Annotated in this window: 19 protein-coding genes; 12 read left to right on the top strand and 7 right to left on the bottom strand. The window is 70.9% G+C overall.

Annotated features, from left to right (window positions below; all coding sequences use genetic code 11):
* Position 1 precedes the first annotated feature (1 nt).
* Entirely contained in the window at positions 2-1675 is a 1674-nt protein-coding gene (locus tag NRY95_08795) for an OFA family MFS transporter (GenBank protein UYC18032.1), read from the bottom strand.
* A 188-nt stretch (positions 1676-1863) separates the two neighbouring features.
* Between NRY95_08795 and NRY95_08790 the strand changes: the two genes are divergently transcribed.
* The 3 genes from NRY95_08790 (at position 1864) to NRY95_08780 (ending at position 4440) form a co-directional block, all read left to right on the top strand.
* Positions 1864-2937, top strand: a complete 1074-nt coding sequence (locus NRY95_08790; GenBank protein ID UYC18031.1) for a helix-turn-helix transcriptional regulator — start codon at positions 1864-1866, stop codon at positions 2935-2937.
* Between the two features lie 291 nt (positions 2938-3228).
* On the top strand, positions 3229-3771 hold the full coding sequence (locus NRY95_08785; GenBank protein UYC18030.1) for a hypothetical protein: 543 nt from the start codon (positions 3229-3231) through the stop codon (positions 3769-3771).
* A gap of 198 nt (positions 3772-3969) precedes the next feature.
* Entirely contained in the window at positions 3970-4440 is a 471-nt protein-coding gene (locus tag NRY95_08780; protein ID UYC18029.1) for a DUF1203 domain-containing protein, read from the top strand.
* Positions 4441-4716: 276 nt separating this feature from the next.
* On the opposite strand, the gene NRY95_08775 is transcribed toward NRY95_08780, so the two are convergent.
* On the bottom strand, positions 4717-6219 hold the full coding sequence (locus NRY95_08775) for an aldehyde dehydrogenase (protein UYC18028.1): 1503 nt from the start codon (positions 6217-6219) through the stop codon (positions 4717-4719).
* Positions 6220-6307: 88 nt separating this feature from the next.
* Positions 6308-6856, bottom strand: coding sequence for a cupin domain-containing protein (locus tag NRY95_08770; GenBank protein ID UYC18027.1), 549 nt, complete (start codon positions 6854-6856; stop codon positions 6308-6310).
* Between the two features lie 338 nt (positions 6857-7194).
* Here NRY95_08770 and NRY95_08765 point away from each other — a divergent pair, with 338 nt between their 5' ends.
* The 6 genes from NRY95_08765 to NRY95_08740 all read left to right on the top strand — a co-directional run bounded on the left by NRY95_08765 (position 7195) and on the right by NRY95_08740 (position 13049).
* Positions 7195-8493 (top strand): aspartate aminotransferase family protein, encoded by a 1299-nt coding sequence (locus NRY95_08765; GenBank protein UYC18540.1) that lies wholly within the window; start codon positions 7195-7197, stop codon positions 8491-8493.
* Positions 8494-8554: 61 nt separating this feature from the next.
* Positions 8555-9667, top strand: coding sequence for an alanine dehydrogenase (gene ald / locus NRY95_08760; GenBank protein ID UYC18026.1), 1113 nt, complete (start codon positions 8555-8557; stop codon positions 9665-9667).
* Between the two features lie 25 nt (positions 9668-9692).
* Entirely contained in the window at positions 9693-11186 is a 1494-nt protein-coding gene (locus tag NRY95_08755; GenBank protein UYC18025.1) for a CoA-acylating methylmalonate-semialdehyde dehydrogenase, read from the top strand.
* Positions 11187-11243: 57 nt separating this feature from the next.
* Entirely contained in the window at positions 11244-11603 is a 360-nt protein-coding gene (locus NRY95_08750; GenBank protein UYC18024.1) for a hypothetical protein, read from the top strand.
* Between the two features lie 106 nt (positions 11604-11709).
* Entirely contained in the window at positions 11710-12024 is a 315-nt protein-coding gene (locus NRY95_08745; GenBank protein UYC18023.1) for an EthD family reductase, read from the top strand.
* Between the two features lie 170 nt (positions 12025-12194).
* Positions 12195-13049, top strand: coding sequence for a plasmid replication/partition related protein (locus tag NRY95_08740; GenBank protein UYC18022.1), 855 nt, complete (start codon positions 12195-12197; stop codon positions 13047-13049).
* 58 nt (positions 13050-13107) lie between these two features.
* Here the strand turns inward: NRY95_08740 and NRY95_08735 are convergent, their stop codons facing one another.
* On the bottom strand, positions 13108-13488 hold the full coding sequence (locus NRY95_08735) for a VOC family protein (GenBank protein UYC18021.1): 381 nt from the start codon (positions 13486-13488) through the stop codon (positions 13108-13110).
* A gap of 261 nt (positions 13489-13749) precedes the next feature.
* Here NRY95_08735 and NRY95_08730 point away from each other — a divergent pair, with 261 nt between their 5' ends.
* From NRY95_08730 to NRY95_08720, 3 genes are all read left to right on the top strand, one after another.
* Positions 13750-14991, top strand: a complete 1242-nt coding sequence (locus tag NRY95_08730; protein ID UYC18539.1) for a DUF445 family protein — start codon at positions 13750-13752, stop codon at positions 14989-14991.
* Between the two features lie 179 nt (positions 14992-15170).
* A complete protein-coding gene (locus NRY95_08725; GenBank protein ID UYC18020.1) occupies positions 15171-19256 on the top strand; it encodes a CHASE domain-containing protein in 4086 nt (1361 codons plus the stop codon).
* 55 nt (positions 19257-19311) lie between these two features.
* Complete coding sequence (locus NRY95_08720) at positions 19312-20355, top strand: response regulator (GenBank protein ID UYC18019.1); 1044 nt, start codon at positions 19312-19314, stop codon at positions 20353-20355.
* 71 nt (positions 20356-20426) lie between these two features.
* Here the strand turns inward: NRY95_08720 and rlmKL are convergent, their stop codons facing one another.
* The 3 genes from rlmKL to NRY95_08705 all read right to left on the bottom strand — a co-directional run bounded on the left by rlmKL (position 20427) and on the right by NRY95_08705 (position 25098).
* Positions 20427-22607, bottom strand: a complete 2181-nt coding sequence (rlmKL, locus tag NRY95_08715) for a bifunctional 23S rRNA (guanine(2069)-N(7))-methyltransferase RlmK/23S rRNA (guanine(2445)-N(2))-methyltransferase RlmL (GenBank protein ID UYC18018.1) — start codon at positions 22605-22607, stop codon at positions 20427-20429.
* A 202-nt stretch (positions 22608-22809) separates the two neighbouring features.
* Positions 22810-24423, bottom strand: coding sequence for an ATP-binding cassette domain-containing protein (locus tag NRY95_08710; protein ID UYC18017.1), 1614 nt, complete (start codon positions 24421-24423; stop codon positions 22810-22812).
* Positions 24424-24588: 165 nt separating this feature from the next.
* Positions 24589-25098, bottom strand: coding sequence for an N-acetyltransferase (locus NRY95_08705; GenBank protein ID UYC18016.1), 510 nt, complete (start codon positions 25096-25098; stop codon positions 24589-24591).
* Positions 25099-25117: the final 19 nt, after the last annotated feature.

The following is a 25117-nucleotide window of genomic DNA, read 5'->3' as shown; positions in this document are numbered from 1 at the left end:
TTCAGTGGAACAGCACGAACGCCTTCTGCAAGGTGACCCAGATGCCCCACAGCATCGGCACCCCGACCGCCAGCCAGGCCAGCGCCACCAGCAGCGGGTTGCCGCCGTGGCCGACCTGCGCCAGCTGCGCCGCGTCCAACGCCGCGCCGCCGTTGCTGCCGACCTTCTCGTGCGCCAGCTGCTTCTCCGCGGCCAGCTCCTGTGCGGTCATGAAGTGCCTGGCCGCCACTGGCCGCACCAGCAGATTGCAGATCAGGCCCAGCACCAGCATCCCGGCCAGGATGTACATGGTGGTGTTGTACACCTGTGACGGCGGCACGCCCAGGCCCAGCTGGTATTCGCGCATGTAGCCGACCACCACCGGGCCGAGGATGCCGGCGGTGGCCCAGGCGGTCAGCAGGCGGCCATGGATCGCGCCGACCATCTGCGTGCCGAACAGGTCGGCCAGGTAGGCCGGGATGGTGGCGAAGCCGCCGCCGTACATCGACAGGATCACGCAGAAGATGCCGACGAACAGCGCGCTGCCGCCGACCTTGCCGGCCCACGGCGCCGCCGCGTACAGGGCGATGCCGAGCACGAAGAACACGCTGTAGGTGTGCTTGCGGCCGAGCTTGTCGGACATGCTGGCCCAGAAGAAGCGCCCGCCGATGTTGAACAGGCTGAGCAGGCCGGTGAAGCCGGCGGCGATGGCGGCGATGGCCGCCAGCTGCGCGGTGTCCAGGCTGCCGAAGCCGGCGTCCACGCCGATCAGGCGTCCGCCGAACACTTCCTGCAGCATCGGCGAGGCCATGCCGATCACGCCGATGCCGGCCGACACGTTCAGGCACAGCACGCCCCACAGCAGCCAGAACTGCGGGATGCCCCAGACCTTCTTCACGTGCACGTGGTGGGCGGTGATCATCGCGTTGGCGCTGGCCGCTGGGGCGGTCCAGCCGGCCGGGGTCCAGCCGCTCGGCGGCACCCGGTAGCCGAACGCGCCGGCCATCATGAACACGAAATACAGCGCGGCCATGACCAGGAAGGTCTCCTTCACCCCGACCGAGTCGGGGCCGGCGAAGTGGCGCATCAGCGCATCGGCCAGCGGGCTGCCGATCATCGCGCCGCCGCCGAAGCCCATGATCGCCATGCCGGTGGCCATGCCGCGGCGGTCCGGGAACCACTTGATCAGGGTCGACACCGGCGAGATGTAGCCCAGCCCCAGGCCGATGCCGCCGATCACGCCCGAGCCCAGCCACAGCATCCAGATCTGGTGCAGATGGATGCCCAGCGCCGAGATCACCAGCCCGCCGCACCAGCACAGCGCCGAGACCACGCCGGCCTTGCGCGGCCCGGCGCGTTCCAGCCAGCCGCCCCACAACGCCGCCGAACAGCCCAGCAGCACGAAGAACAGCGTGTACATCCACTGCAGTTCGCTGATCTTCCAGTCGCAGCTGGCCGACACGATGCGCGCCAGGAAGCCCATGTCCGCCGGGCACGCCACCGCTTCGGTGATCCCCAGCGCCTTGGACAAGGGCAGCCAGAACACGCTGAAGCCGTAGGCCATGCCGATGCACAGATGGATCGCCAGCGCGGCCGGCGGCACCAGCCAGCGGTTGAAACCCGGCCCGGCGACGATACGTTCCTTCGCCAACAGGCCAGCGTGGGCGGCGCTGGCCGCGCTGCTCGAGTCGCTCATTCGATTCCCCCTCAAGTGCATCGGCGTCTTTATGTGATGGAGCGCATATTGCCTATCACGGCACGGCCGATTCGACGGCACGACCGACGCATCGGCGCGCCGCGAGCGTAGTACGAAAGCGCGATGGCGCCGAGCGGCGGATGGTCTAATAATCGGCTGTAGAAAGCCTATTGCGAGCCGCAACCCGCGTGTACAAGGTGACCATCCAGCCGCAGTGGGAGCTGCATACCGAGGACGGGCAGCGGCTGCCGCCGCGGCTGGCGGAACTGCTGCTGGCGATCCGCGACACCGGCTCGCTGGCCGCGGCCTGCCGCCAGACCGGGCTGTCCTACCGCTATGCCTGGGGCACCCTGCGCGAGGCGCGGCGCCTGTTCGGGCAGCCGCTGCTGCGCGCCACCCGCGGCCGCGGCGCGCAGCTGGCGCCGATTGGCGAACGCCTGGTGTGGGCCGAGCAGCGCATCGCCGCGCGCCTGGCGCCGACCCTGGAAAGCCTGGCCAGCGAACTGGAGACCGAACTGGAACGCGTGTTCCGGCAGGAAGCGGCGCCGCTGCGCCTGCACGCCTCGCATGGCTTCGGGGTGGAGACGCTGCGCCGCTGCATGGTCCTGGCCGGCGCGCCGCTGGAACTGAAATACCGCAGCCCGGACGATGCCCTGGCCGCGCTGCGCAACGACGCCTGCGACCTGGCCAGCCTGCACCTGCCGATCGGCGAACTGGAGAACGAACTGCTCGCGCACTACCGCGACCGGCTCGATCCGCACGGCGATTGCGTGCTGCACCTGGCCACGCGCACCCAGGGCCTGGTGCTGGCGCCCGGCAATCCCAAGCATATCCATGCCCTGCCCGACCTGTTGCGCGCCGACGTGCGTTTCATCCATCGCCAACCCGGCTCGGGCACGCGCCTGCTGCTGGAATGCCTGCTGGCGCAGCAGGGCCTGCCGCTGAGCGCCCTGCATGGCGCCGACATGGAGGAACTGACCCATGCCGCGGTCGCCGCCTACGTCGCCAGCGGCCTGGCCGATGCCGGGTTCGGCCTGGAACCGCCGGCGCGGCGCTACGGCCTGGACTTCATCCCGCTCGCCAGCGAGCGCTATTTCCTGCTGTGCCGCCGCGAGGCGCTGGACAGCGGCCGCCTGGCGCCGATCGTGGACCTGCTGCGCAGCGACACGTTCCAACACGAACTCGGCCTGCTGCCCGGCTACGACGCGCATGACTGCGGGCGGGTGCAGGGGGTGGCGGAAGCCTTTGCCGGGCTGGTGTGATTCCGGATTCGGGATTGCGAAGCAGGCGGCGGGCGCCTGCTAGGCTGTTCGGCGCTTCTTGTGGGAGGGACCTCAGTCCCGACGCTCTTGGCGGCCACGCCTGCTCGGCACCAGGACGCTGCGGCAGATCCGCGCAGGAAACGACGTCGCGCAGCGGCGCGCTGGCGGCGCCATCCGGCCGTTCACGTGCCGCGTCGGTTAGGCTTTGCACCCCTCAACATCCGAAACGCTCCCATGCCAATGCCGATGTCGCTCCGCGTCGCCGCAGCTGTCGGCCTCCTGCTGCTCGCCATGCACGGCGCCCGCGCCGCCGACCTGCCGGCCGACGTGCTGCGCCAGCTGCCGGCCGGCTACCTGCCGCTGGAACAGCTGCGCACCGACCTGGACGGAGACGGCCGCGCCGACTACCTGGTGGCGCTGCAGCAACGCGGCGAAGCCGAGCGCGAACCGGCGCCGGCACGGCCGCTGCTGATCTTCGTGCAGCAGGCCGACGGCCATTACCGGCTGGCCGCGCGCAACGACCACGTGGTGCTCAAGCGCGACGAGGGCGGCCAGTGCGACCCGTTCACCGACAGCGACGATCCGTTCGCGGCCAAGGGCCGCTACTTCACCGTGCAGAACGGCGTCTCCTGCGGCCAGCACTGGACCGACTTCATCACCTTCCGCTACGTGCCCGAGCGCAAGACCTGGCTGTTCCACAAGCGCATCCAGCAGAGCTGGCAGCTGAATTCGGATCCGGCGCCGGACGCCGATGCGCTGAAGAAGACCACGGACAAGGTGGACGCCGCCGATCCCAAACATCCGCTCGCCTTTGCCGAGTACGTGCCGGACTGAGCCCGCACGCGACCGCCACGCGTGCCCCTGCCCGCGCTCTTTCGCTACCGGCCCGGGGCGCAGCGACGGCGCGGCGGCGACCGGCATCGTGCCCGATCGAGGCGCTCGCGTGCGGCGGCCGCTGCCGTGTCCGAATCCGGCCAGCGCGGCGCCGCGGCGGCGCGCACGCTATGCGCCCGATCTTCTCTTGGAGCGCATATGTCCAGCTTCGTCTGCGTCGGCCTGCCCGCCGCACCGTTCGCACCGCTGTTCGACCTCGACGATGCGCAGTTGCACGCGCACGGCGCGCGCCGCGTCCGCGCCGACCAGACCCCGGGCTTCCCATGCCGGATCAGCCTGGAAGACGCGCAGCCCGGCGAGGACCTGTTGCTGCTGCACTACCTGCACCAGCCGGCCGACACGCCGTACCGCGCCGCCGGGCCGATCTACGTGCGCCGCCACGTGCAGACCGCGACGGCAGCACCGGGCCAGGTGCCCGACGCGATCCGCAGGCGCCTGATCTCGCTGCGCGGCTACGATGCGGCCGACATGATGGTCGCCGCCGACGTGCATGCCGGCGAAACGATCGCAGCCGCGATCGTGCAAGCCTTCGCCGATCCGCACCTGCGTTATCTGCATCTGCACAATGCGCGACAGGGCTGTTTCGCCTGCCGCGTGGAGCGGGTTTGAACTCGGGACTCGGGACTCGGGACTCGGGACGGCAGGATGCTGTCCCGGTGCAAATCGCTATCAAGCGATTCGATGAAAAAAAGCGTCGATTTTTTTGAAGAAAAAGCGTTTTTTCTTACTACTGAAGCACAGCGTTTTTTCTGTGGGAGGGGCTTCAGCCCCGGCGCCTTATCGGTAAAAGCGTCGGGGCTGAAGCCCCTCCCACAGAAAAAAGCGAGGATGCAGCGCATTCGCGACCATCTCCCGAGTCCCCAGTCCCGAGTCCCGAGTCCCGAACTACCCAACCAGATTGATCCAGGTCGCCTTCATCTCGGTGTACTTGTCGAACGCATGCAGCGACTTGTCGCGGCCGTTGCCCGATTGCTTGTAGCCGCCGAACGGCGCGGTCATGTCGCCGCCGTCCCAGTAGTTCACCCAGACGCTGCCGGCGCGCAGCTTGCGCGCCACCCGGTGCGCGCGGCCGATGTCGCGGGTCCACACGCCCGCGGCCAGGCCGTAGTCGCTGTCGTTGGCCATGCGCAGCGCGTGCGCCTCGTCGTCGAAGGCGATCACCGACAGCACCGGGCCGAAGATCTCCTCGCGCGCGATGGTGTGCTCGTGGCCGACCTCGTCGAAGATGGTCGGCTCCACGTAACAGCCGCCGGCGACCACCTCCACGCGCTTGCCGCCGAGCAGCAGCCGCGCGCCTTCCTCGTTGCCGCGCGCGATGTAGTCGAGCACGCGGTGGGTCTGCGCCTCGTCCACCAGCGCACCCATCGCCGCATCGTCGTCGAACGGGTGCCGCGGCTGCAGCGTGCGCCCGGCGGCGACCACACGGGCCACGAACTCGTCCTTGATCGAGCGCTCCACCAGCAAGCGCGAGGCCGCGGTGCAGACCTCGCCCTGGTTGTAGAAGATCGCGCCGGCCGCGGCCTGCGCCGCCTGCTCCAGGTCCGGCGCGTCGGCGAACACCAGGTTCGGGCTCTTGCCGCCGCATTCCATGTAGGCGCGTTTCATGTTCGACAGCCCGGCGCATTGCAACAGGCGCTTGCCGACCGCGGTGGACCCGGTGAACACCAGGCCATCCACGTCCATGTGCAGCGCCAGCGGCTCGCCGGCGCCCTTGCCGAACCCTGGCACCACGTTGAACACGCCATCGGGGATGCCGGCCTCGGCCACCAGCTCGGCCAGGCGCAGCACGCTCAGCGGCGATTTCTCCGAGGGCTTGAGCACCACCGAGTTGCCCGCCGCCAGCGCCGGGGCGATCTTCCACGCGGCCATCAGCAGCGGGAAATTCCAAGGCACGATCGCGCCGACCACGCCCAGCGGCTCGCGGGTGATCAGGCCCAGCTCGTCCTGCCCGGTCGGCGCCACTTCGCCGTAGAGCTTGTCCAGCGCCTCGCCGGTCCAGGCCAGGCAGCGCACCGTGGCCGCCACGTCCACGCTGCGCGCGTCGCGCACCGGCTTGCCCATGTCCAGCGCTTCCAGCAGCGCCAGCTCGTCGGCATGCTGTTCGACCAGCTGCGCCAGTTTCAGCAGGGTCTTCTTGCGCTGCGCCGGCCTGGCCTGCGACCAGTGCCCGGCATCGAAACTGCGCCGCGCCGCGGCGACCGCACGTTCGATGTCCTCGGCCTCGCCCTCGGCGACCCGGCCGAGCACGCGGCCGTCGATCGGGCTGATGCAGTCGAAGGTCTTGCCGCTGGCCGCAGCGACGTAGCGTCCGTCGATGAAGGCCTGGGTACGCAGCTGCAGCGCGTCGGCCATCGCCTGCCAGGCATCGCGGGTGCGGGGTGCGGTCATCGGAAGCTCCGGGTCGGGAGGAAGGAACGGATCGGCGGGTCGTACGGTCGTGGCGAGCCGCAAGCGCGCGCCGCGGCGCAGGCGGCGCTCAGAACGTGGCCGGGGTGTTGGCGCTGACGATCACCACCGCCTCGCTGCCGACATTGCGGAACCGGTGCGGCACCCGGCTCTCGAAATAGTACCCCTCGCCGGCGCGCAGCACGCGCACCTGCGTGCCGACGGTGATCTCCACTTCGCCCGCCACCACCACGCCGCCTTCCTCGCCCTCGTGCACCAGCATCGCGGTGCCGGTGTCGCTGCCCGGCGGCATCACCTCGCGCAGGATGCACATCTGCCGCTGCGGACGGTGTTGCCCGACCAGGTAGTAGTGGATGCCGTCGCTGCCCACGTCGGGCAGTTCGTCGGCGGCATAGAACGGCGCATCGGCCGGCCCGATGTCCAGGTCCTGGGTGAAGAAATCGGCCAGCGAGATCGGGATGCCGTCCAGCACCTTCTTCAGCGAGCTCACCGAAGGGCTGACCTTGTTCTGCTCGATCAGCGAGATGGTGCTGTTGGTCACGCCCACCCGCTTGGCCAGCTCGCGCTGGCTCAGTCCGTGGGCGGTACGAACCCGATGCAGGCGGGCGCCGATATCCATCGCGTGATCAGGAAGGCCTTGGCGGTGTTGCCGGATACTTTACACAGCCGGCCCTCGCGGTCAATTTGCCGGTCGCCACGCGATGCGGCCGGCATGCGCGCCTGCACGGGCCTGTCGTGGCGCCGTTTCGTGCGTTCCGGCGCTGTGCAGCCGGCGGCGGCACGGCGGAGAGGCGCCGGCGCCGCGGCGGAGGCCCGCCCGCCACCACGCGCCCGGTTGGTGTAAAGTTTTTTCAACACTTCTCTCGCGTGGAGCCTGTGATGAGCACCGAGTCGCCCCCCTCCTCCCAGGCGCTGGCCGATCGCTACGCCGCCCAGGCCACGCAGGCGCCGGACGGCATGGACGCGTTCTGGATGCCGTTCACCGCCAACCGCCAGTTCAAGGCGCGGCCGCGGCTGCTGGCCTCGGCCGAGGGCATGTACTACCGCAGCGTGGACGGCCGCCAGATCCTCGACGGCACTGCCGGGCTGTGGTGCTGCAATGCGGGACACGCACGGCCACGCATCGTCGAGGCGGTGTCCAGGCAGATCGCCACGCTGGATTTCGCGCCGACCTTCCAGATGGGCTCGCCGCTGCCGTTCGTGCTCGCCGAACGCCTGGTCGCACTGGCCCCGCCCGGCCTGGACCACGTGTTCTACACCAACTCCGGCTCCGAGTCGGTGGACACCGCGATGAAGATCGCGCTGGCCTACCACCGCGCCCGCGGCGAGGGCCAGCGCACCCGCTTCCTCGGCCGCGAGAAGGGCTACCACGGCGTCGGTTTCGGCGGCATCTCGGTCGGCGGGCTGCCCAACAACCGCAAGTGGTTCGGCCCGCTGCTGCCCGGCGTGGACCACCTGCGGCATACCCTGGACATCGAGCGCAACGCCTTCTCGCAGGGGCTGCCGGCGCACGGCGTGGAGCTGGCCGAAGATCTGGAGCGGCTGGTCGCGTTGCACGACGCCTCGACCATCGCCGCGGTGATCATCGAGCCGATCTCCGGCTCGGCCGGCGTGGTGCTGCCGCCGCACGGCTATCTGCAGCGCATCCGCGAGTTGTGCGACAAGCACGGCATCGTGCTGATCTTCGACGAGGTGATCACCGGCTTCGGCCGCGTCGGCAAGGCCTTCGCCGCGCAGCGCTTCGGCGTGACCCCGGACCTGATGACGACCGCCAAGGGCCTGACCAACGGCTGCGTGCCGATGGGCGCGGTGTTCGTCTCGCACGCCGTCCACGATGCGTTCGCGCACGGCCCGGCCGGCGCCATCGACCTGTTCCACGGCTACACCTATTCCGGCCATCCGCTGGCCTGCGCCGCGGCGCTGGCGACGCTGGACACCTATGCGGAAGAGAAGCTGTTCGACAAGGCGATCGAACTGGGCGGCTACTGGCAGCAGGCGATCCATGCGCTGAAGGGCCTGCCGCACGTCGTCGACATCCGCAATTTCGGCCTGATCGGCGCGATCGAACTGGCGCCGCGTAAGGATGCGCCCGGCGCGCGCGCCTACGAGATCTTCGAACGCTGCTTCCACGACGCCGGCCTGCTGATCCGCGTCACCGGCGACACCATCGCGCTGTCGCCGCCGCTGATCGTGGAGCGCGAACACATCGACCGGATCTTCGCGGTGCTCGCCGACATAATCCGCAGCACGCCCTGACCCCCGCCCACCCAACCCGCTCCGCGCTCCCCACGCGCGCCACATGCCTGGAGAACCGCTCATGCTGGTCGGCGTCCCGAAAGAGATCAAGAACCACGAGTACCGGATCGGGCTGACCCCGGCCGGGGTCCGCGAACTGGTGCTGCACGGCCACCAGGTGCTGGTGCAGCGCGACGGCGGCCAAGCCATCGGCCTGACCGATGCGGACTACGCACGCGCCGGCGCGCGCCTGGCCGACGACGCGGCCAGCGTGTTCGCGCAGGCCGACATGATCGTCAAGGTCAAGGAGCCGCAGCCGGAGGAATGCGCGCTGCTGCGTCCCGGGCAACTGCTGTTCACCTACCTGCACCTGGCGCCCGATCCGGCGCAGGCCAATGCGCTGCTGCGCTCCGGCTGCACCGCGATCGCCTACGAGACCGTCACCGACGGCCACGGCGGCTTGCCGCTGCTGGCGCCGATGAGCGAGGTCGCCGGGCGCATGGCGATCCAGGCCGGCGCGCATGCGCTGGAGAAGGCGCAAGGCGGCTCCGGCGTGCTGCTCGGCGGCGTGCCCGGGGTCAAGCCGGCGGAAGTGCTGGTGATCGGCGGCGGCGTGGTCGGCGTCAACGCCGCGCGCATGGCGATGGGCCTGCATGCGCGGGTGACGGTGCTGGACCGCTCGCTGGAACGGCTCAAGTACCTCGACGAGCTGTACGGCCACCAGCTGACCACGCTGTATTCCACCCGCGACGCGATCGAGCAATGCCTGCCGCACACCGACCTGGTGATCGGCGCGGTGCTGATCCCCGGCGCCGCCGCGCCCAAGCTGGTGTCGCGCGCGCAGCTGGCGCTGCTGCGGCCGGGCTCGGTGCTGGTGGACGTGGCGATCGACCAGGGCGGCTGCTTCGAGACCAGCCACGCCACCACCCACCAGCAGCCGACCTACACGGTCGACGGCATCGTCCACTACTGCGTGGCCAACATGCCCGGCGGCGTGGCGCGCACCTCCACCTTCGCCCTGACCAACGCCACCTTGCCGTTCGTGCTGCAGCTGGCCGAACACGGCCTGCAGGCGCTGCGCGACGACCAGGACCTGCGCAACGGCCTCAACGTGCACGCCGGCAAGCTCACCCACCGTGCGGTGGCGCAGGCGCTGGGCCAGGATTTCGTGCGGCCGCTGGATGCGCTGGGCTGAGCCTTTCCTTCGAGGATTGCCGACGATGAACGAGTCCCTGTCCCACTACATCGGCGGCCGCCGCGTCGATTTCCGCAGCGGCGACTATGCCGAGGTGTTCGACCCGGCCAGCGGCGCGGTGGCGCGGCGCGTGCCGCTGGGCGGCGCGCATGCGGTCGAGATGGCGGTGGCCGCCGCCGCGCAGGCGTTCCCGGCCTGGGCGGCGACTCCGCCGCTGCAGCGCGCGCGGGTGATGTTCCGCTTCCGCGAACTGCTGGAACGGCATGCCGACACGCTGGCCCGCTGCATCAGCGCCGAGCACGGCAAGGTGGTCTCCGATGCGCGCGGCGAGGTCACCCGCGGCATCGAGGTGGTGGAATTCGCCTGCGGCATCCCGCACCTGCTCAAGGGCGAGCACTCGGTCGATGTCGGCCGCGGCGTGGATTCGTGGAGCGAGTACGCGCCACTGGGCGTGGTCGCCGGCGTCACCCCGTTCAACTTCCCGGCGATGGTGCCGCTGTGGATGCTGCCGGTGGCGCTGGCCTGCGGCAACAGCTTCGTGCTCAAGCCGTCCGAGCGCGATCCGTCGGCGTCGCTGTTGCTGGCCGACTGGCTGCACGAAGCCGGCCTGCCGGACGGCGTGTTCAACGTGGTGCACGGCGCCAAGCCGGCGGTGGACGCGCTGCTCGCACACCCGCAGGTGCAGGCGCTGAGCTTCGTCGGCTCCACCCCGGTCGCCGCCGACCTGTATGCGCGCGGCAGCGCGCTGGGCAAGCGCGTGCAGGCGCTGGGCGGGGCCAAGAACCACCTGGTGGTGCTGCCCGACGCCGACCTGGACGACGTGGTATCCGCCCTGCTCGGCGCCGGCTACGGTTCGGCCGGCGAACGCTGCATGGCGATCTCGGTGGCGGTGTGCGTGGGCGATACGGTGGCCGATGCGCTGGTCGCCAGGCTGGCGCCGCGCGTGGCCGCGCTGCGCCTGGGCGCCGGCGCCGACGAGCCGGACATGGGCCCGCTGATCAGCGCCGCACACCGCGAGCGCGTGCGCGGCTACATCGACAGCGGCGTGGCCGACGGCGCCACGCTGCTGGTCGACGGCCGCGCCGCGCCAATGCCGGCCGCGGCCGCTGGCTTCTTCCTCGGCGGCAGCCTGTTCGACCACGTGCGTGCCGACATGCGCATCTACCGCGAAGAGATCTTCGGCCCGGTGCTGTGCGTGGTCCGCGTGGCCGACGCCGAGGCCGCGCTGCACTTGGTCGACGCGCACGAATACGGCAACGGCACGGCGGTGTTCACCCGCGACGGCGGCGCCGCGCGCGCCTTCGCCCGGCGCGTGCAGGCCGGCATGGTCGGGATCAACGTGCCGATCCCGGTGCCGATGGCGTTCCACGGCTTCGGCGGCTGGAAGCGCTCGCTGTTCGGCCCGCTGCACGTGCACGGCCCCGACGGCGTGCGCTTCTACACCCGGCTCAAGACCGTGACCGCACGCTGGCCGGCGGCGGCGCGCGACGCCGAGTTCGCGATGCCGACGATGAAATGAGGCGCAGCCTGGCCAAGGAATTACGCGCCGCGCACTCGGCGACACGCCGCGATTACCATGGTGCCGCAGGAGCATCGCCGACCGATGGATGAAGAGCGATCCATCGCCTATGTCGAAAAAGCGGATGGCGATGCGATCCGCGTCAGAGCGCCCAACCATGGGCTGCATGCCGCATTGGCCGCACTCGGATTCGCTGCGGCAGCGCAGCCCGACGCGTGGCTGCTGCAGGTGGCGGACGACGCGCACAAGGCGGCCGCGTTCGCAGCGCTGCGTGCGTTGGGAGTGGCCTTCGCCGACGGCAGGGAATGGTGCCCGGCGGAGGTGTTCGCCCACCTGCGCGACAGCGGCCTGCTGAGCGGAACCTTCCTGAGGATCGCCTGGAGCGGCCCGGGCCGGCAGCGGCTGGCCTGGGCCTGATCCGTGGCACTTATCGCCACCGACGCCCGGTGCTAGCCTTGCGCCAGCGCCGGCCAGGCCCCTGCGGTGGCCGACCTTCAGCGGTATCACCGACAGGAGCAACAGCATGATCAAGGTCAGCGTGATGTACCCGTACACGCCAGGCGCCCGTTTCGACCACGACTACTACCGCGACACGCACATGCCGCTGCTGCAGGCGCGCATGGGCGATGCCTGCAAGGGCTACACCGTGGACAAGGGCCTGTCCGGCGGCGCCCCCGGCAGCGATCCGACCTATGTCGGCATGTGCCACATCTTCAGCGACTCGGTGGACGCGTTCCAGGCCGGTTTCGGCCCGCATGCCGACGAGATCCTCGGCGACATCAAGAACTACACCGACCTGACCCCGGTGATGCAGATCAGCGAGGTGGTGGTCGGCTGAGGCGCGCGGCGCGCGCCACGGGACTCGGGACTCGGGACTCGAACAGCAAAGCACACTAAGCGCGTCGTCTACGCGCGCCGCGCTTTTCCGAGTCCCGAGTCCCGAGTCCCGAGTCCCGAGTCCCGTTCTTCTACAATGCCGTCCCCGCCGCAACGCAACGCCCTGCCCCGATGAACATCGTTGTCAAAGAAGACCTCAAGGCCTACATCGATCCGCTCACCGCCGACGAATACGCGGCGCTGGAGCGCAGCCTGCTCGCCGAAGGCTGCCGCGATGCGCTGGTGCTGTGGGGCGAGATCCTGGTCGACGGCCACAACCGCTACGGCATCTGCCAGAAACACGGGCTGCCGTTCCAGACCGTGCAGAACACCCGCTTCCAGTCGCTGCAGGACGTGCACCTGTGGATGATCGACCAGCACCTGGGCCGGCGCAGCGTGTCCGATTTCCAGCGCGGCGTGCTGGCGCTGCGCAAGCGCGAGATCCTGGCCCAACGCCGCAGCCGCGCCGCCGAGGCGTCCACGGCGGCCGCCGATGGCGCCGCAGCCGAGGCGCAGGACGATGCCGCGCCCTGGGCCGATGCGCCGGCCGGCGCAGACGGCGCGCGCAGCGAGGCGATGCCGGCGCCGTTGAGCCGCGCCGAGCTGGCCCGCGCCGCGCGGCTCAGCAACAGCCAGGTGGTGCAGATCGAGAAGATCCAGAAGCAGGCCACCGCCGAAGTGGTGGAAGCGGTGAAGTCCGGCGCGATCTCGATCAACGCCGCCGCGGCGGTGGCCAGCCTGCCCGAGGACGAACAGCGCGCCGCGGCCATGGCCGGCAAGGACGAACTCAAGCAGGCGGCCAAGCGCGCCCGCGAATCCAAACGCAAGCCGCGCGACACGGCGGCCACCGAACGGGATGGCGATGGCGACGCAGCGCAGGGCGACAGCGAACTGGCCGCACTGCGCCAGCGCGTGGCCGAGCTGGACGCCGAGAACCGGGCGCTGCGCGAGGAAGTGGCGGCCCTGCGCGCGCGGCTGCAGGGCTGATCCGGGCGCTGAAGCTCGCGCGATCCGGCGCGGTGCGCAGGCCGCGGGCCGACCCGCCTCAGGCGTGCTGGGCAAGCGACAGGGTGTTGCCGTCCGGATCGCGGAACCAGGCCACCCTGTCGCCGTTCGGCGCGGTCCAGATGCCTTGCGCGTCCTGGCTGTCGGCGAAGAACGGGTAGCGGATGAACGCAACGCCCCTGGCCGCAAGCGCGGCCACATCGGCACCGATATCGGCGCTCTCCCAACCGAACACGGTGTAGTCGGCGGCGACGCGCGCCGGCGGCTTGACGATGCGCAGGTTGATCGGACCGGCCGCGAATTTCAGGGCGAAGCCGTCGAAGCCCTGGCAGCGCAGGCCCAGGATGCCCTCGTAGAAGGCGCGCGCGCGGTCGATGTCGTCGACGGCGATGAAACCGGCAGGGGTGTGATCGGCGAGCATGGCGCGCGTCCGGCAAGTGGCCCGAAGGCGAACCTAGCATGCCGTCCAGCACCCGGCCATGCCCCGCGACGGCGCCGTGCCGGAGCGGCGCGCCTGGCCGTCCGGCGCGCTGGGTGTGCCGGCGTTGGACGTTCGCGCGCACGCCGGTGACGGCCGCTCCGATGAAACCGTCCTAACCGCGCGCTGCGTAAACTGGCTCACATGAGCACGTCTCCCGGACCGACCATGCCGCCCGATCCGCGCCGCGCGCAGCTGCGGCGCATGAAACTGCTGGCGGCACTGTTGCTGCTGGCGATGCTGGCCGGCTTCCTGCTCAGCCACGTCATGGGCATGCACGGCGCCTGGGCCTGGATCGGCGCGTTCTGCGAGGCGGCCACGGTCGGCGCGCTGGCCGACTGGTTCGCGGTGGTGGCGCTGTTCCGCCATCCGCTGGGGCTGCCGATTCCGCACACCGCGATCATCCCGCACGGCAAGGCGCGCATCGCCGACAGCCTGGCCGTGTTCGTGCGCGACCATTTCCTGGAACCGGCTGCGCTGCTGGCCAAGCTCAGCGCGTTCGATCCGGCCAAGCGGCTGGGCCAGTGGCTGGCCGAACCGGCGCAGGCCGGCAAGCTGGCCGAACTGGCACGCGGCTGGGCGCTGCAGGCACTGGACCTGCTCGACGAGGCCGCGGTGCGGCGCCGCATCCATGGCTTCGTGGTGGCGCGCCTGCGCGAATGGAACGCCGCCGCGACCGCCGGCGAGATCCTCGGCCTGCTCACCGCCGATGGCCGCCACCAGGCCCTGCTCGACGAAGCACTGACCCGGCTCGGCCGGCACCTGGACGATGCGGCGGTGAAGCAGCGCGTGTCGGCGATGATCGTCAAGTACGCGCGCCGCGAATGGCCCAAGCTGGTCGGCACCGTGGAATGGGTCAAGCCGGTGGAAGGCATCGCCGACACCCTGGCCGAACGCCTGGCGCACGCGCTGCTGGACGAACTGCAGGACGTGCTGTCGCAGCCGCAGCATCCGCTGCGCCAGGACTACGAGCGCTGGCTCGGCGGCTACGTGCAACGCCTGCGCGGCGACCCGGCCACCGCCGACAAGCTGCAGGCGATGAAGCAGCGGCTGATCGAACATCCCGGCGTGCAGGACTACGTGCAGGGCCTGTGGGACCAGATCCACGCCAGCCTGCGCGAGGACCTGTCGCGCAGCGACGGTGTGCTGGTGCAGCATTTGCAGCGCTCGCTGGGCGCGCTCGGGCAATCGTTGTCCCAGGACAGCGCGCTGCGCGAGGCGCTCAACCAGCACCTGCTGGGCGGCGCGGAGAAGCTGACCCAGCGCCTGCGCAGCGGCGTCACCGACCACATCGCGCAGACCGTGAAAGGCTGGGACGAACGCCATCTGGTGGAGCAACTGGAATTGAGCGTCGGCCGCGACCTGCAGTACATCCGTTTCAACGGCACCCTGGTCGGCGGCCTGATCGGGGTCGCGCTGCACGCAGCCGTCACGCTGATTCCATGAAGGTCGTAGACGGACGCTCCCGCAATGCACCGCGGGACTGGTGCGGCCGCAACGATCGCGCTAGCGTGGCATACACGGTCGGGGCAGGACCGTCGCTTCAATCGTGAAAGCCATCCCGTACGGACCGGAGGGACGCCGATGCATGCGCATCGCCAGCGTTCGCCAAAGGAAAGGGGCGCATGTCGAAGAACCGCTGGACACCCGCTGCCGGCCCTGCACGGTCGGCGCTCGGCGCCGCGCTGGCGGTGCTGCTGCTCGGGTTGCTGGCGGCGGCGCTGATCGCCCGCGGCCTGCACGAGCGCAACCGCCAACAAGCCCGCGACCGCTTCCAGCAACTGACCACCCACGTCACCGGCGAACTGCAGCAGCGCCTGAATGTCTACGAGCACGGCCTGCGCGGCGCGCGCGGCGCGGTGATCGCCGCCGGCGGCGACCATATCTCGCGCGAGCGCTTCGACCGCTACAGCGCCTCGCGCGAGTACCGGCGCGAATTCCCCGGGGTGCGCGGCTTCGGCTATATCCAGCGCGTGGCGCCGGCCGACGAAGCTGCGTTCCTGCAGCAGGCGCGCAGCGACGGCGCACCGTCGCTGCGGATCAGTCGACTGACGCCGCACGACGGCGAGCGCTTCGTGATCCTGTATATCCAGCCGCTGCGGCTCAACAATCCCGCGCAAGGCTTCGACATCGCCTCCGAGCCTGCGCGACGCGCGGCGGCGATCGCCGCGGCGCGCTCGGGCAAGCCGACCATCACCGCGCCGATCCGTCTGGTGCAGAGTCCCGGCGTCGGCAACAGCGGTTTCCTGCTGCTGTTGCCGGTCTACCGCGAAGGCCTGCCGCTGCAGACGCCCGAGCAGCGTTGGCAGGCCACCACCGGCTGGGCCTATGCGCCGTTGAATATCGCCGAGGTGTTGGTGTCCTCGCCCAACCACGCCCACGAATTGCTGCTGACCCTGGCCGATAGCGAGAACGCCACGCAACCGTTCTATCGGGACGCCGACTCCGCCGCGCAGACGCCGCCGGCGGAACTGCACGCCGAGCGCAGCCTGCCGGTGTACGGCCGCCACTGGTTGCTCAGCGCGCAGGCGACGCCGGGCTTCGTGCGCTCGCTCAACCAGACTTCGCCGCTGCTGGTCGGCGGCCTGATCGGCGGCATCTCCGTGCTGCTCGCCGCGCTGCTGTACCTGTACCTGACCGGCCGCCACCGCCGCGACCTGATCCTGCGCGAGCAGAGCCAGCTGGCCGCGCTGGTCGGCGGCTCCAGCGAAGCGATCGTGGCCGAGGACCCGGATGGCCGCATCACCCACTGGAATCCGGCCGCCGAGCGCATCTTCGGTTACGCCCCGGCGCAGGCCATCGGCCAGCCATTGCAGGACCTGCTCGGCACGCAGGTGCGCGACGCCGCCGGCAACGGCACCCAGCTGCGGGAACTGCGCCATCGCGATGGCCATCGCGTCAGCGTGCTGGCCAGCGCCTCGCCGATCCTGGACAACGACGGCGACATGCTCGGCCACTCGCACCTGCTGCACGACGTGTCCGAACGGGTGCGTGCCGAAGCGCGCGTGCTGGAGCTCAATGCCACCCTGGAACAGCAGGTGGCGCAGCGCACCAGCGAACTGGTCACCTACTCGGCGCTGCAGCGCGCGATCCTGGCCAACGCCGGCTACGCGATCGTGGCCACCGACCCGGACGGCACCATCACCCTGTTCAACCCCGCCGCCGAAACCATGCTCGGCTACCCCGCGCACGAGATGATCGGGCGCAAGGCCACCGGCCTGTTCCTGGATCCGGCGCAGCTGGCCAGCCGCGCCGAGCGCATGGCCGCGCAATCGGGCATGGCGGTGGCGCCGGCGTTCGAGTCGGTGGCCGCGCTGTCCACGCTGGGGCGCAGCGATACCCGCGAATGGACCTACGTCGGCAAGGACGGCCGCCCGTTCCCGGTACTGCTGACGCTGAGCACGCTGCGCGACGACAACGACCAGGTGATCGGCTACCTCGGCATCGCGGTGGACCTGACCGAGCAGAAGCGCCACGAGCGCGAACTGCGCCTGGCGATCGACGCGGCGGAAACCGCCAACCAGTCCAAGAGCGATTTCCTGGCCAACATGAGCCACGAGATCCGCACGCCGATGAATGCGATCCTGGGCATGCTGTACCTGCTGCAGCACAGCGAGCTGCCGCAGGCGGCCAAGGACATGATCCAGAAGAGCGACGCGTCGGCACGCGCGCTGCTGGAGATCATCAACGACATCCTCGACTTCTCCAAGATCGAATCCGGGCGCATCGACCTGGAATCGGAACCGTTCGACCTGAACCAGCTGCTGGAGAACATCGCCGCGCTGATGACCTCGGCGATCAGCGCCAGGCCGGTGGAGATGATCGTCGAACCGCTGCCGCCCGGCTGCCGCTGGCTGCGCGGCGATGCGCTGCGCCTGAACCAGGTGCTGATCAACCTGGTCGGCAACGCCATCAAGTTCACCGAACAGGGCGAAGTGGCGCTGTCGGTGCGCAAGTTCCCCAGCGCCGAGCCCGGCAAGATCAAGCTGTTCTTCTCGGTGCGCGACACCGGCATCGGCATCGCGCGCGAGAAGCAGAGCGTGATTTTTTCCCCGTTCCTGCAGGCCGACACCTCCACCAGCCGCCGCTACGGCGGCAGCGGCCTGGGCCTGACCATCAGCCGGCGCCTGGTGGAACTGATGGGCGGCCAGCTCGAAGTGCAGAGCACGCCGGGCCGCGGCAGCGATTTCTATTTCGCGATCAGCTTCGCGGTGCTGCCGGCGCCGGCCGCCGAGGTCGAGCCTCCGGAAGCGCGGCGGGTGCTGATCGCCGACGACCACGACCTGGTGCGCAGCAACCTCAGCAGCATCGCCAGCGGCTTCGGCTGGCAGGTGGAAGCGGTGGCCAACGGTACCGACGCCATCGCCGCGGCCGGCCCGGATCGCGACGGCTTCGACGTGATCCTGCTCGACTGGCGCATGCCCGACCTGGACGGACTGCACGTGGCGCAGCGCATCCGCGCGCAATCGGCGCCGGACCGGCAGCCGATCATCGTCATGGTCACCGCCTACGAGCGCCGCCTGCTGGAAGAGCAGCACTACGCGCCCAGCGACGTGGACGCGGTGATGACCAAGCCGGTCACCGCCTCGGCGTTGTACCGCACCATCGCCACGCTGCTGGCGCGGCGCCGCGGCGACGGCCCGTCGCCCTTGCTCAGCGGCGACGGCACGCCGCGCCTGGCCGGCGCGCGGCTGCTGGTGGTGGACGACAGCGAGATCAATTGCGAGGTCGCCCAGCGCATCCTCGAAGGCGAAGGCGCGCTGGTGGAACTGGCCCACGACGGCGAACAGGCGCTGCAGCGGCTGCGGCGCGATCCCAGCCGCTTCCAGCTGGTGCTGATGGACGTGCAGATGCCGACCCTGGACGGCTACGAGGCCACCCGCCTGCTGCGCGAGGACCCGCGCCTGGCCGGCCTGCCGGTGCTCGCGCTGACCGCCGGCGCCTACCGCCAGCAACAGGAGCTGGCGCTGTCCAGCGGCATGAACGGCTTCATCGCCAAACCGTTCCAGGTCGAGGAACTGATCGCGATCATCCGCCAGTTCCTGTCGCTGCGCCTGCCGCTGCCGCTGGAGCCGCTGCCGACCTTCGCCGGAGAGGTCTGGCCCGACGCCGATCCGCAGTTGCTCGACGCCGCGCAGGCGCAGCGCCTGTGGAACGAGCGCGTGCCCTATCAGCGCTACCTGCTGAAACTGCTGCAGCACAACCCCGATCCGGCGGCGACGCTGCAGACCTTGTTGGATGCGCAGGCGCCGGCGGCGGCGATCTCCTACGTGCACAAGCTGCGCGGCTCGGCCGGCTCGCTGGCGCTGCCGGCGCTGGTCGCGGCCAGCGCCGCGCTGGAGGAACGGCTCGGCGACGCGCCGGGCCAGGCCGAGGCCGCGATCGCGGCCCTGGGCACGGCCATGAGCGCGACCGCCGCGGCGATCCAGCGTTTCGTCGCCGAGGCCGAGGCGGCCACTGCGGCGGTGCCGCCGCTCGCCCCCGGTTCGGACGCCGGCACCGCGTCCGCGCTACCGCTGCAGCAGCAACTGCAACAGCTGCTGCTGGCCCTGGACAGCGACGACCCGGACCGCGTCGAGCGGGTGCTGCAAGGGCTGGCGCCCTCGCTGCCGGCGGCCAGAGCCACTGAGCTGAAGCAGTTGGTGGAGAGTTTTTCCTTCCGCGAGGCCGAAGCTCAAGTCAGGCGCTGGCAGGCCGATGCATCCCCATAGCATTTGCCGCGCCGGCCCTGGAGGCCGCCGCGGCTGAACCCGACGAGGAACCACGATGGTCCGGCCCCCCATCCTGTGCGTGGACGACGAAGCCAGCAACCTGGCGCTGATCCGGCAGATCCTGCGCGAGGACTACGCGCTGACCTTCGCCAAGAACGGCGCCGAAGCGTTGCACGCCGTGGTCAAGCACCGCCCGGCGCTGATCCTGCTCGACGTCGACCTGCCCGACCTGGACGGCTACACCATCGCCCGCACCCTGAAGCAGGACCCGCGTACCGCGGCGATCCCGATCATCTTCGTCACCGGCAAGGACAAGGACGCCGACGAGAGCATCGGCTTCGAGGCCGGCGGCGTGGACTACATCACCAAGCCGTATTCGCCGAGCATCCTGCGCGCGCGGGTGCGCACCCACCTGTCGCTGGTCAGTGCCGCCAGCCTGGCCAGCAGCCACCGCGACGCGATCCAGATGCTGGGCATGGCCGGCCACTACAGCGACTCGGACACCGGCACCCACATCTGGCGCATGGCGGCCTATGCGCGCGCACTGGCGATCGCCGCCGGCTGGTCGGGCGAGGACGCCAACCTGCTCGAGCAGGCCGCGCCGATGCACGACACCGGCAAGATCGGCATCCCCGACGCGATCCTGAAGAAGCCCGGGCCGCTGGATGCGGACGAATGGGCGGTGATGAAGCGGCATCCGCAGATCGGCCACGACATCCTCAGCCGCAGCAGCGCGCCGCTGTTCCGGCTCGCCGCCGAGGTCGCCCTGTACCACCACGAGCACTGGGACGGCAGCGGCTATCCGGCCGGCCTGGCCGGCGAGCGGATTCCCGAGTCGGCGCGGATCGTGGCCCTGGCCGACGTGTTCGATGCGCTGACCACGCAGCGTCCGTACAAAGACGCATGGCCGCTGGACAAGGTGATGGCGATGTTCCAGAAGCAGGCCGGGGCTCAGTTCGAGCCGCGCCTGGTGAGCCTGTTCACCGAAATCCTGCCGCAGATCCTGCAGATCCAGGACTACTGGAGCGAACGCGAGCCGGGCGAGGACGTGCCGCATCGCGCCAGCGCGCCTGCCTCGGCGCGGCATGGCGACGGCTGAGCCGCACAAACCCCGCTTACGGCCAATAGCGGCTGGATCAAGCTGCTCCGACGGGTGTCAGCAGACCGGGCTCAGCGCCGCTGCAGGCGCCAGGCGCGATGGATGCGCGGATTGCGCTCGAAATCCGGCGCGATGGTCTGTGCGGTGATCTCCTCGCACGCCGCGAAGTCGGCCAGCGCCTCCTCGTCCAGCTTGAAGCGGCGGAAATTGTTGGAGAAGTACAGCACGCCCTCCGGCATCAGCCGCGCCACCGCCGCGCGCAGCAGCCGCACGTGCTCGCGCTGCAGATCGAAATCCTCGGCGCGCGCGGAGTTGGAGAAGGTCGGCGGATCGCAGAAGATCACGTCGTAGCGGTTCTTCTCCGCCTCCAGCCAGGTCAGCGCGTCGGCCTGCACCAGCCGGTGCTGGGCGCCGCCCTTGCCGTTGAAGCCCAGGTTGTCCGCGCACCACTGCAGGTAGGTGCCGGACAGGTCCACGCTGGTGGTGGAATCGGCGCCGGCCACCGCGGCCTGCACGCTGGCCACGCCGGTGTAGCAGAACAGGTTGAGGAAGCGCTTGCCGCGCGCCTGCTGCGCCATCGCCCCGCGCAGCGGGCGGTGGTCCAGGAACAGGCCGGTGTCCAGATAATCGAACAGGTTCACCCGCAGCAGCGCGTCGTGTTCGCGCACCACCAGGAACTCGCCGCGCTGCTCGAAGCGCCCGTACTTGCTGCCGCCCTTGCCGCGCTCGCGCGACTTCAGCGCCACCCGCTCGGCCGGCACCGCGAACACCTCGCGCGCCGCGGCCAGCAGTTCGTTGCGGCGGCGGCGCACGTCGGCATCGGGAATCTCTTCCGGCGCGGCGTATTCCTGCACGTGCAGGTAGGTGCGCGCCTGGCCGCCGTCTTCCTGGTACACGTCGATCGCCGCCGCGTATTCGGGCAGGTCGGCGTCGTAGGCGCGGAAGCAGCCTACCTGTTCGCGCGCGCGCCAGCCCTTGAACTTGCGCAGGTTCTTGCGCAACCGGTTGGCGACCATCTGCGCGCCGTCGCTGAGCGCGCGCGGCGCCTCGGCCGGCTCGCGCGGCGCCACCGCGATCGGGTCGCAGACGATCAGCGGGCATTCCAGCGCGCCATTGAACATCTGGTATTTCTTCGCCGCGCGCAGGCCGGTGGCATAGGCCAGGTCGGCATTGCCGCACAGCAGGCTGGCGCGCCATTGCGGCACCGCGCGCTTGAGCGCCTCGCCCAGGCGCCGGTACAGCGCGGTATCGGCGGCCAGGCGCTCGTCGTAGGGCGGATTGCACACCACCGTGCCCAGCGCCTGCGCCGGCGCGCGCAGGTCGGCGACATCGCGCACCTCGAACACGATCGCCGCGGCGACCCCGGCCGCCTGCGCGTTCTCGCGCGCGGCGCGGATCGCATGCGGATCGATGTCGCTGCCATGGAGCACCGGCCGCAGCGCGGCGCGGCCGGCGGCCTCGCGCTGCCGCGCCTCGGCCAGCAGGGCGCGCCAGGCCTCCTGGTCGAAGCCCAGCCAGCGGCTGGGCGCGGCGCTGAATTGCAGCGGTCCGGCGTCGCCACGGCGCGCGGCCGCCAGATCGCCGCGCAGCAGGCCGGGGGCCACGTCGGCGGCCATCAGCGCGCCTTCGATCAGCAGCGTGCCGCTGCCGCACATCGGATCCAGCAGACCGCCGCCCTGCGCGTACAGCTGCGGCCATTGCCCACGCAGCAGCACCGCCGCGGCCAGGTTCTCCTTCAGCGGCGCGGCGTTCTGCACCTGGCGCCAGCCGCGCCGGTGCAGCGAGCCGCCGCCCAGGTCCACCGACAGCGTGGCGCGGCCCTTGCGCAGCGACAGGTTCAGGCGCAGGTCCGGATCCTCCACGTCCACCGACGGCCGCTCCAGGCCTTCGCCGCGCAACGTGTCCACCACCGCGTCCTTGACCCGCTGCGCGGCGTAGCGCGCATGGGTGATCGCGGTGCCGGACACGTGCGCATCCACCGCCAGGGTGTGCTGCGAAGTCAGGTGCTCGCGCCACGGCAAGGCGGCCACGCCGGCATACAGCGCGGTCTCGTCCGGGCAGTCGAACTCGTCCAGCGGCCACAGCACGCGGCTGGCCAGGCGCGACCACAGCACCGCGCGCTGCGCATCGCGCAGCGTGCCTTCGCTGTTGACCCCGGACACGGTGGCGGTGGCCTTGGCGACGCCGAGCGCGAGCAGCTCGTCGACGAGCAGGTATTCCAGGCCCTTGGCGCAGGAGACGAAGAATTTCACGGGAATGCGGACCACACGAGGAAGGAGGAATGCGCGGGCGGGCGCCAGGCCCACCCCGCACGGATCGCGGCAGCGCGGCCCACGGCGGGCGGGCGGCGGCAACGGACGGGAAGACGCGAATGGTCGGCCATCGCGCCCGCCATTACCAGCCCGGGGCGCGATCCGCGCCCGGCGGCCGGCGCCCACGGCGCGCGGCGCGCGCTCACCACGGCGCCAGCCGCCAACCGTCGGGATCGGCCTGCAGGCGCGTGTCCAGGCGCAGGCCGTCGAGGAAGGCGGCATCGTGCGACACCACCAGCAGCGCGCCCGGATACTGCAGCAGCACCTGCCGCAGCGCCTCGCGCGCATCCAGGTCCAGGTGGTTGTCCGGCTCGTCGAGCAGCAGCAACTGCGCCGGCGGATCGCGGTAGAACGCGCAGGCCAGCGCCGCCTTCAGGCGCTCGCCGCCGCTGAGCCGGCCGCTGGGCGTGCCGATGCGCTGCGCGTCCAGGCCGAGCAAGGCCAGCCGCGTGCGCAGGTCGGCGACGTCGGCAACGGCATTGGTCGCCTGCACCTGCGCCAGGACCGGCTGTGCCGGATCGAGCAGTTGCAGCGCCTGGTCCAGGTAGGCGCTCGGCACATGCACCTCGCAGCCCCCGGCCAGCGGCGCGAGCTGGCCGTCGAGCACCCGCAGCAGGGTCGATTTGCCGCTGCCGTTCGGCCCGACCACGCCGATCCGCTGGCGGCCGCCGACGCACAGGTCCAGCGCGGCGCGCCCGGGCGGCGCGTACGGCAGCCGCAGGCCGTGCAGCTCGGCGACCCGGCGCCCTGCCGACGCCGCAGGCGTCGGCGCGAACAGCGCGATCGGCGCCGTGGCATCGACCGCGCGCGCGGCCTCGCGCACCTGTGCGGACAGCTGCGCGTGCGCGGCCGCCAACTGCTGCCGCTGCCTGCCGGTGCTGTGTTCGCTGCGCTGCTTCTGCCGGCCGAGCAGGATCCGCGCCTGGTTGGCGTCCTGCGCCTGGCGGCGGCCATGCGCGCTGCGCCGCTGCTGGCGCGCCTGCTGCTCGCGCAGCGCATCGCCCTGGCGCCGGCGTTCGTGTTTGCAGCGTTCCAGCGCGGCCAGCGCCTGGTGTTGCTGCTGCGCCTTGCACTGCGCGTAGAACGCGTAATCGCCGCCGTAGTCGCGCAAGCCCAGCGACGACAGTTCCACGATGCGCTGCATGTCCTGCAGCAGCGCGCGATCGTGGCTGACCACCAGCAACCCGTGCGGCCAACGCCGCAGTTGCTGCTGCAGTTGCCGGCGCTGCGCACGATCGAGATGGTTGCTCGGTTCGTCCAGGATCAGCACATCGGCGTCGGACAGCCAGGCGCCGAGCAGCGCCACGCGCATCGCCTCGCCGCCGCTGAGCATGGCCGCCGGCCGCTCCGGCGCCAGCTGGCCGAGCCCGTGCAGTTCCAGTTCGGCGCGCAGGCGCTGGGCGATGTCCCAGCGCTCGCCGAGCGCATCGAAATCGGCCGCATCGGTGCTGCCGGCCTCGATCCGCGCCAGCGCGTCCAGCGCCGGGCGCACCCCGGCCAGCGCCGCCACCGTGGCGTCGGCGGCGCACACGATCTGCGGCGGCAGGTAATGGATGCGGCCATGCCGGCGGCAGTGCCCGCCGCTCGGCGCCAGCTGGCCGGCGAGCATTCGCGCGAACACGCTCTTGCCGACGCCATTGCGGCCGACCAGGCCGGTGCGCCGCGCATCGAGCACGAAATCGAGATCGGAGAACAGGGGCCTGCCGTCGGCCAGGACATACGACGCGCTTTCCAGCGCGAGCAAGGGATGCGTCATGGGAACTCCACAGATGCCGGTCACGCCCGCCGCAGTCGGCAGGAACGGACAAGGCCGTCGAAGACGGCGGCATCAATGGCGCATCGGCGGAATCCTCGGCTCGCGGATCTGAAGCGCGATGGTAACCCGCGTGTCCGCGGCCCGGCAAAGGCGCGGCGGCGGCGCTCAGCCGCCGGCCAGGAACGCGTCGTGGTAGTCGGCTTCCGCCACCGGCGGCAGGCGGTCGCCGAAACCGATCGCCTGGAAGGACCCGGCCGGCACCCCGGGCAACACCAGTCCCGGTTCCGGCGCGAAGCCGAAACGCGCGTAGAACGCAGGCTCGCCGAGCACCACGCAGCCGGCCGCGCCCAGCGCCTGCAGCTGCGCCAGCGCCTCGCGCACCAGCCGCGTGCCCAGCCCCTGGCGCTGGTGGCCCGGCCCCACCGACAGCGGCCCCAGCGCGTACCAGCCGCGGCTGCCATCGGAGAGCTGCAGCGGCGACACCGCCACATGGCCGACGATGTAGCCGTCGTGCTCGACCACCAGCGACAGGGTCAGCGCGCCGTCCGCGCGCAGCCGTTCGATGATCTGCTGCTCGTCGTGGCGGCTGTGCGCGACGCGGAAGAACGCGACCAGGGTCAGCGCCTCGATCGCGGCGTGGTCGGCCTGGGTCTCGGCGCGGATGTTCAGTTCCATCGGTGGCTCCGGTTGATGC

Source organism: Xanthomonas campestris pv. phormiicola (assembly GCA_025666215.1).
GTDB lineage: Bacteria > Pseudomonadota > Gammaproteobacteria > Xanthomonadales > Xanthomonadaceae > Xanthomonas_A > Xanthomonas_A campestris_A.
This window is presented reverse-complemented; position numbering and strand designations above follow the sequence as displayed.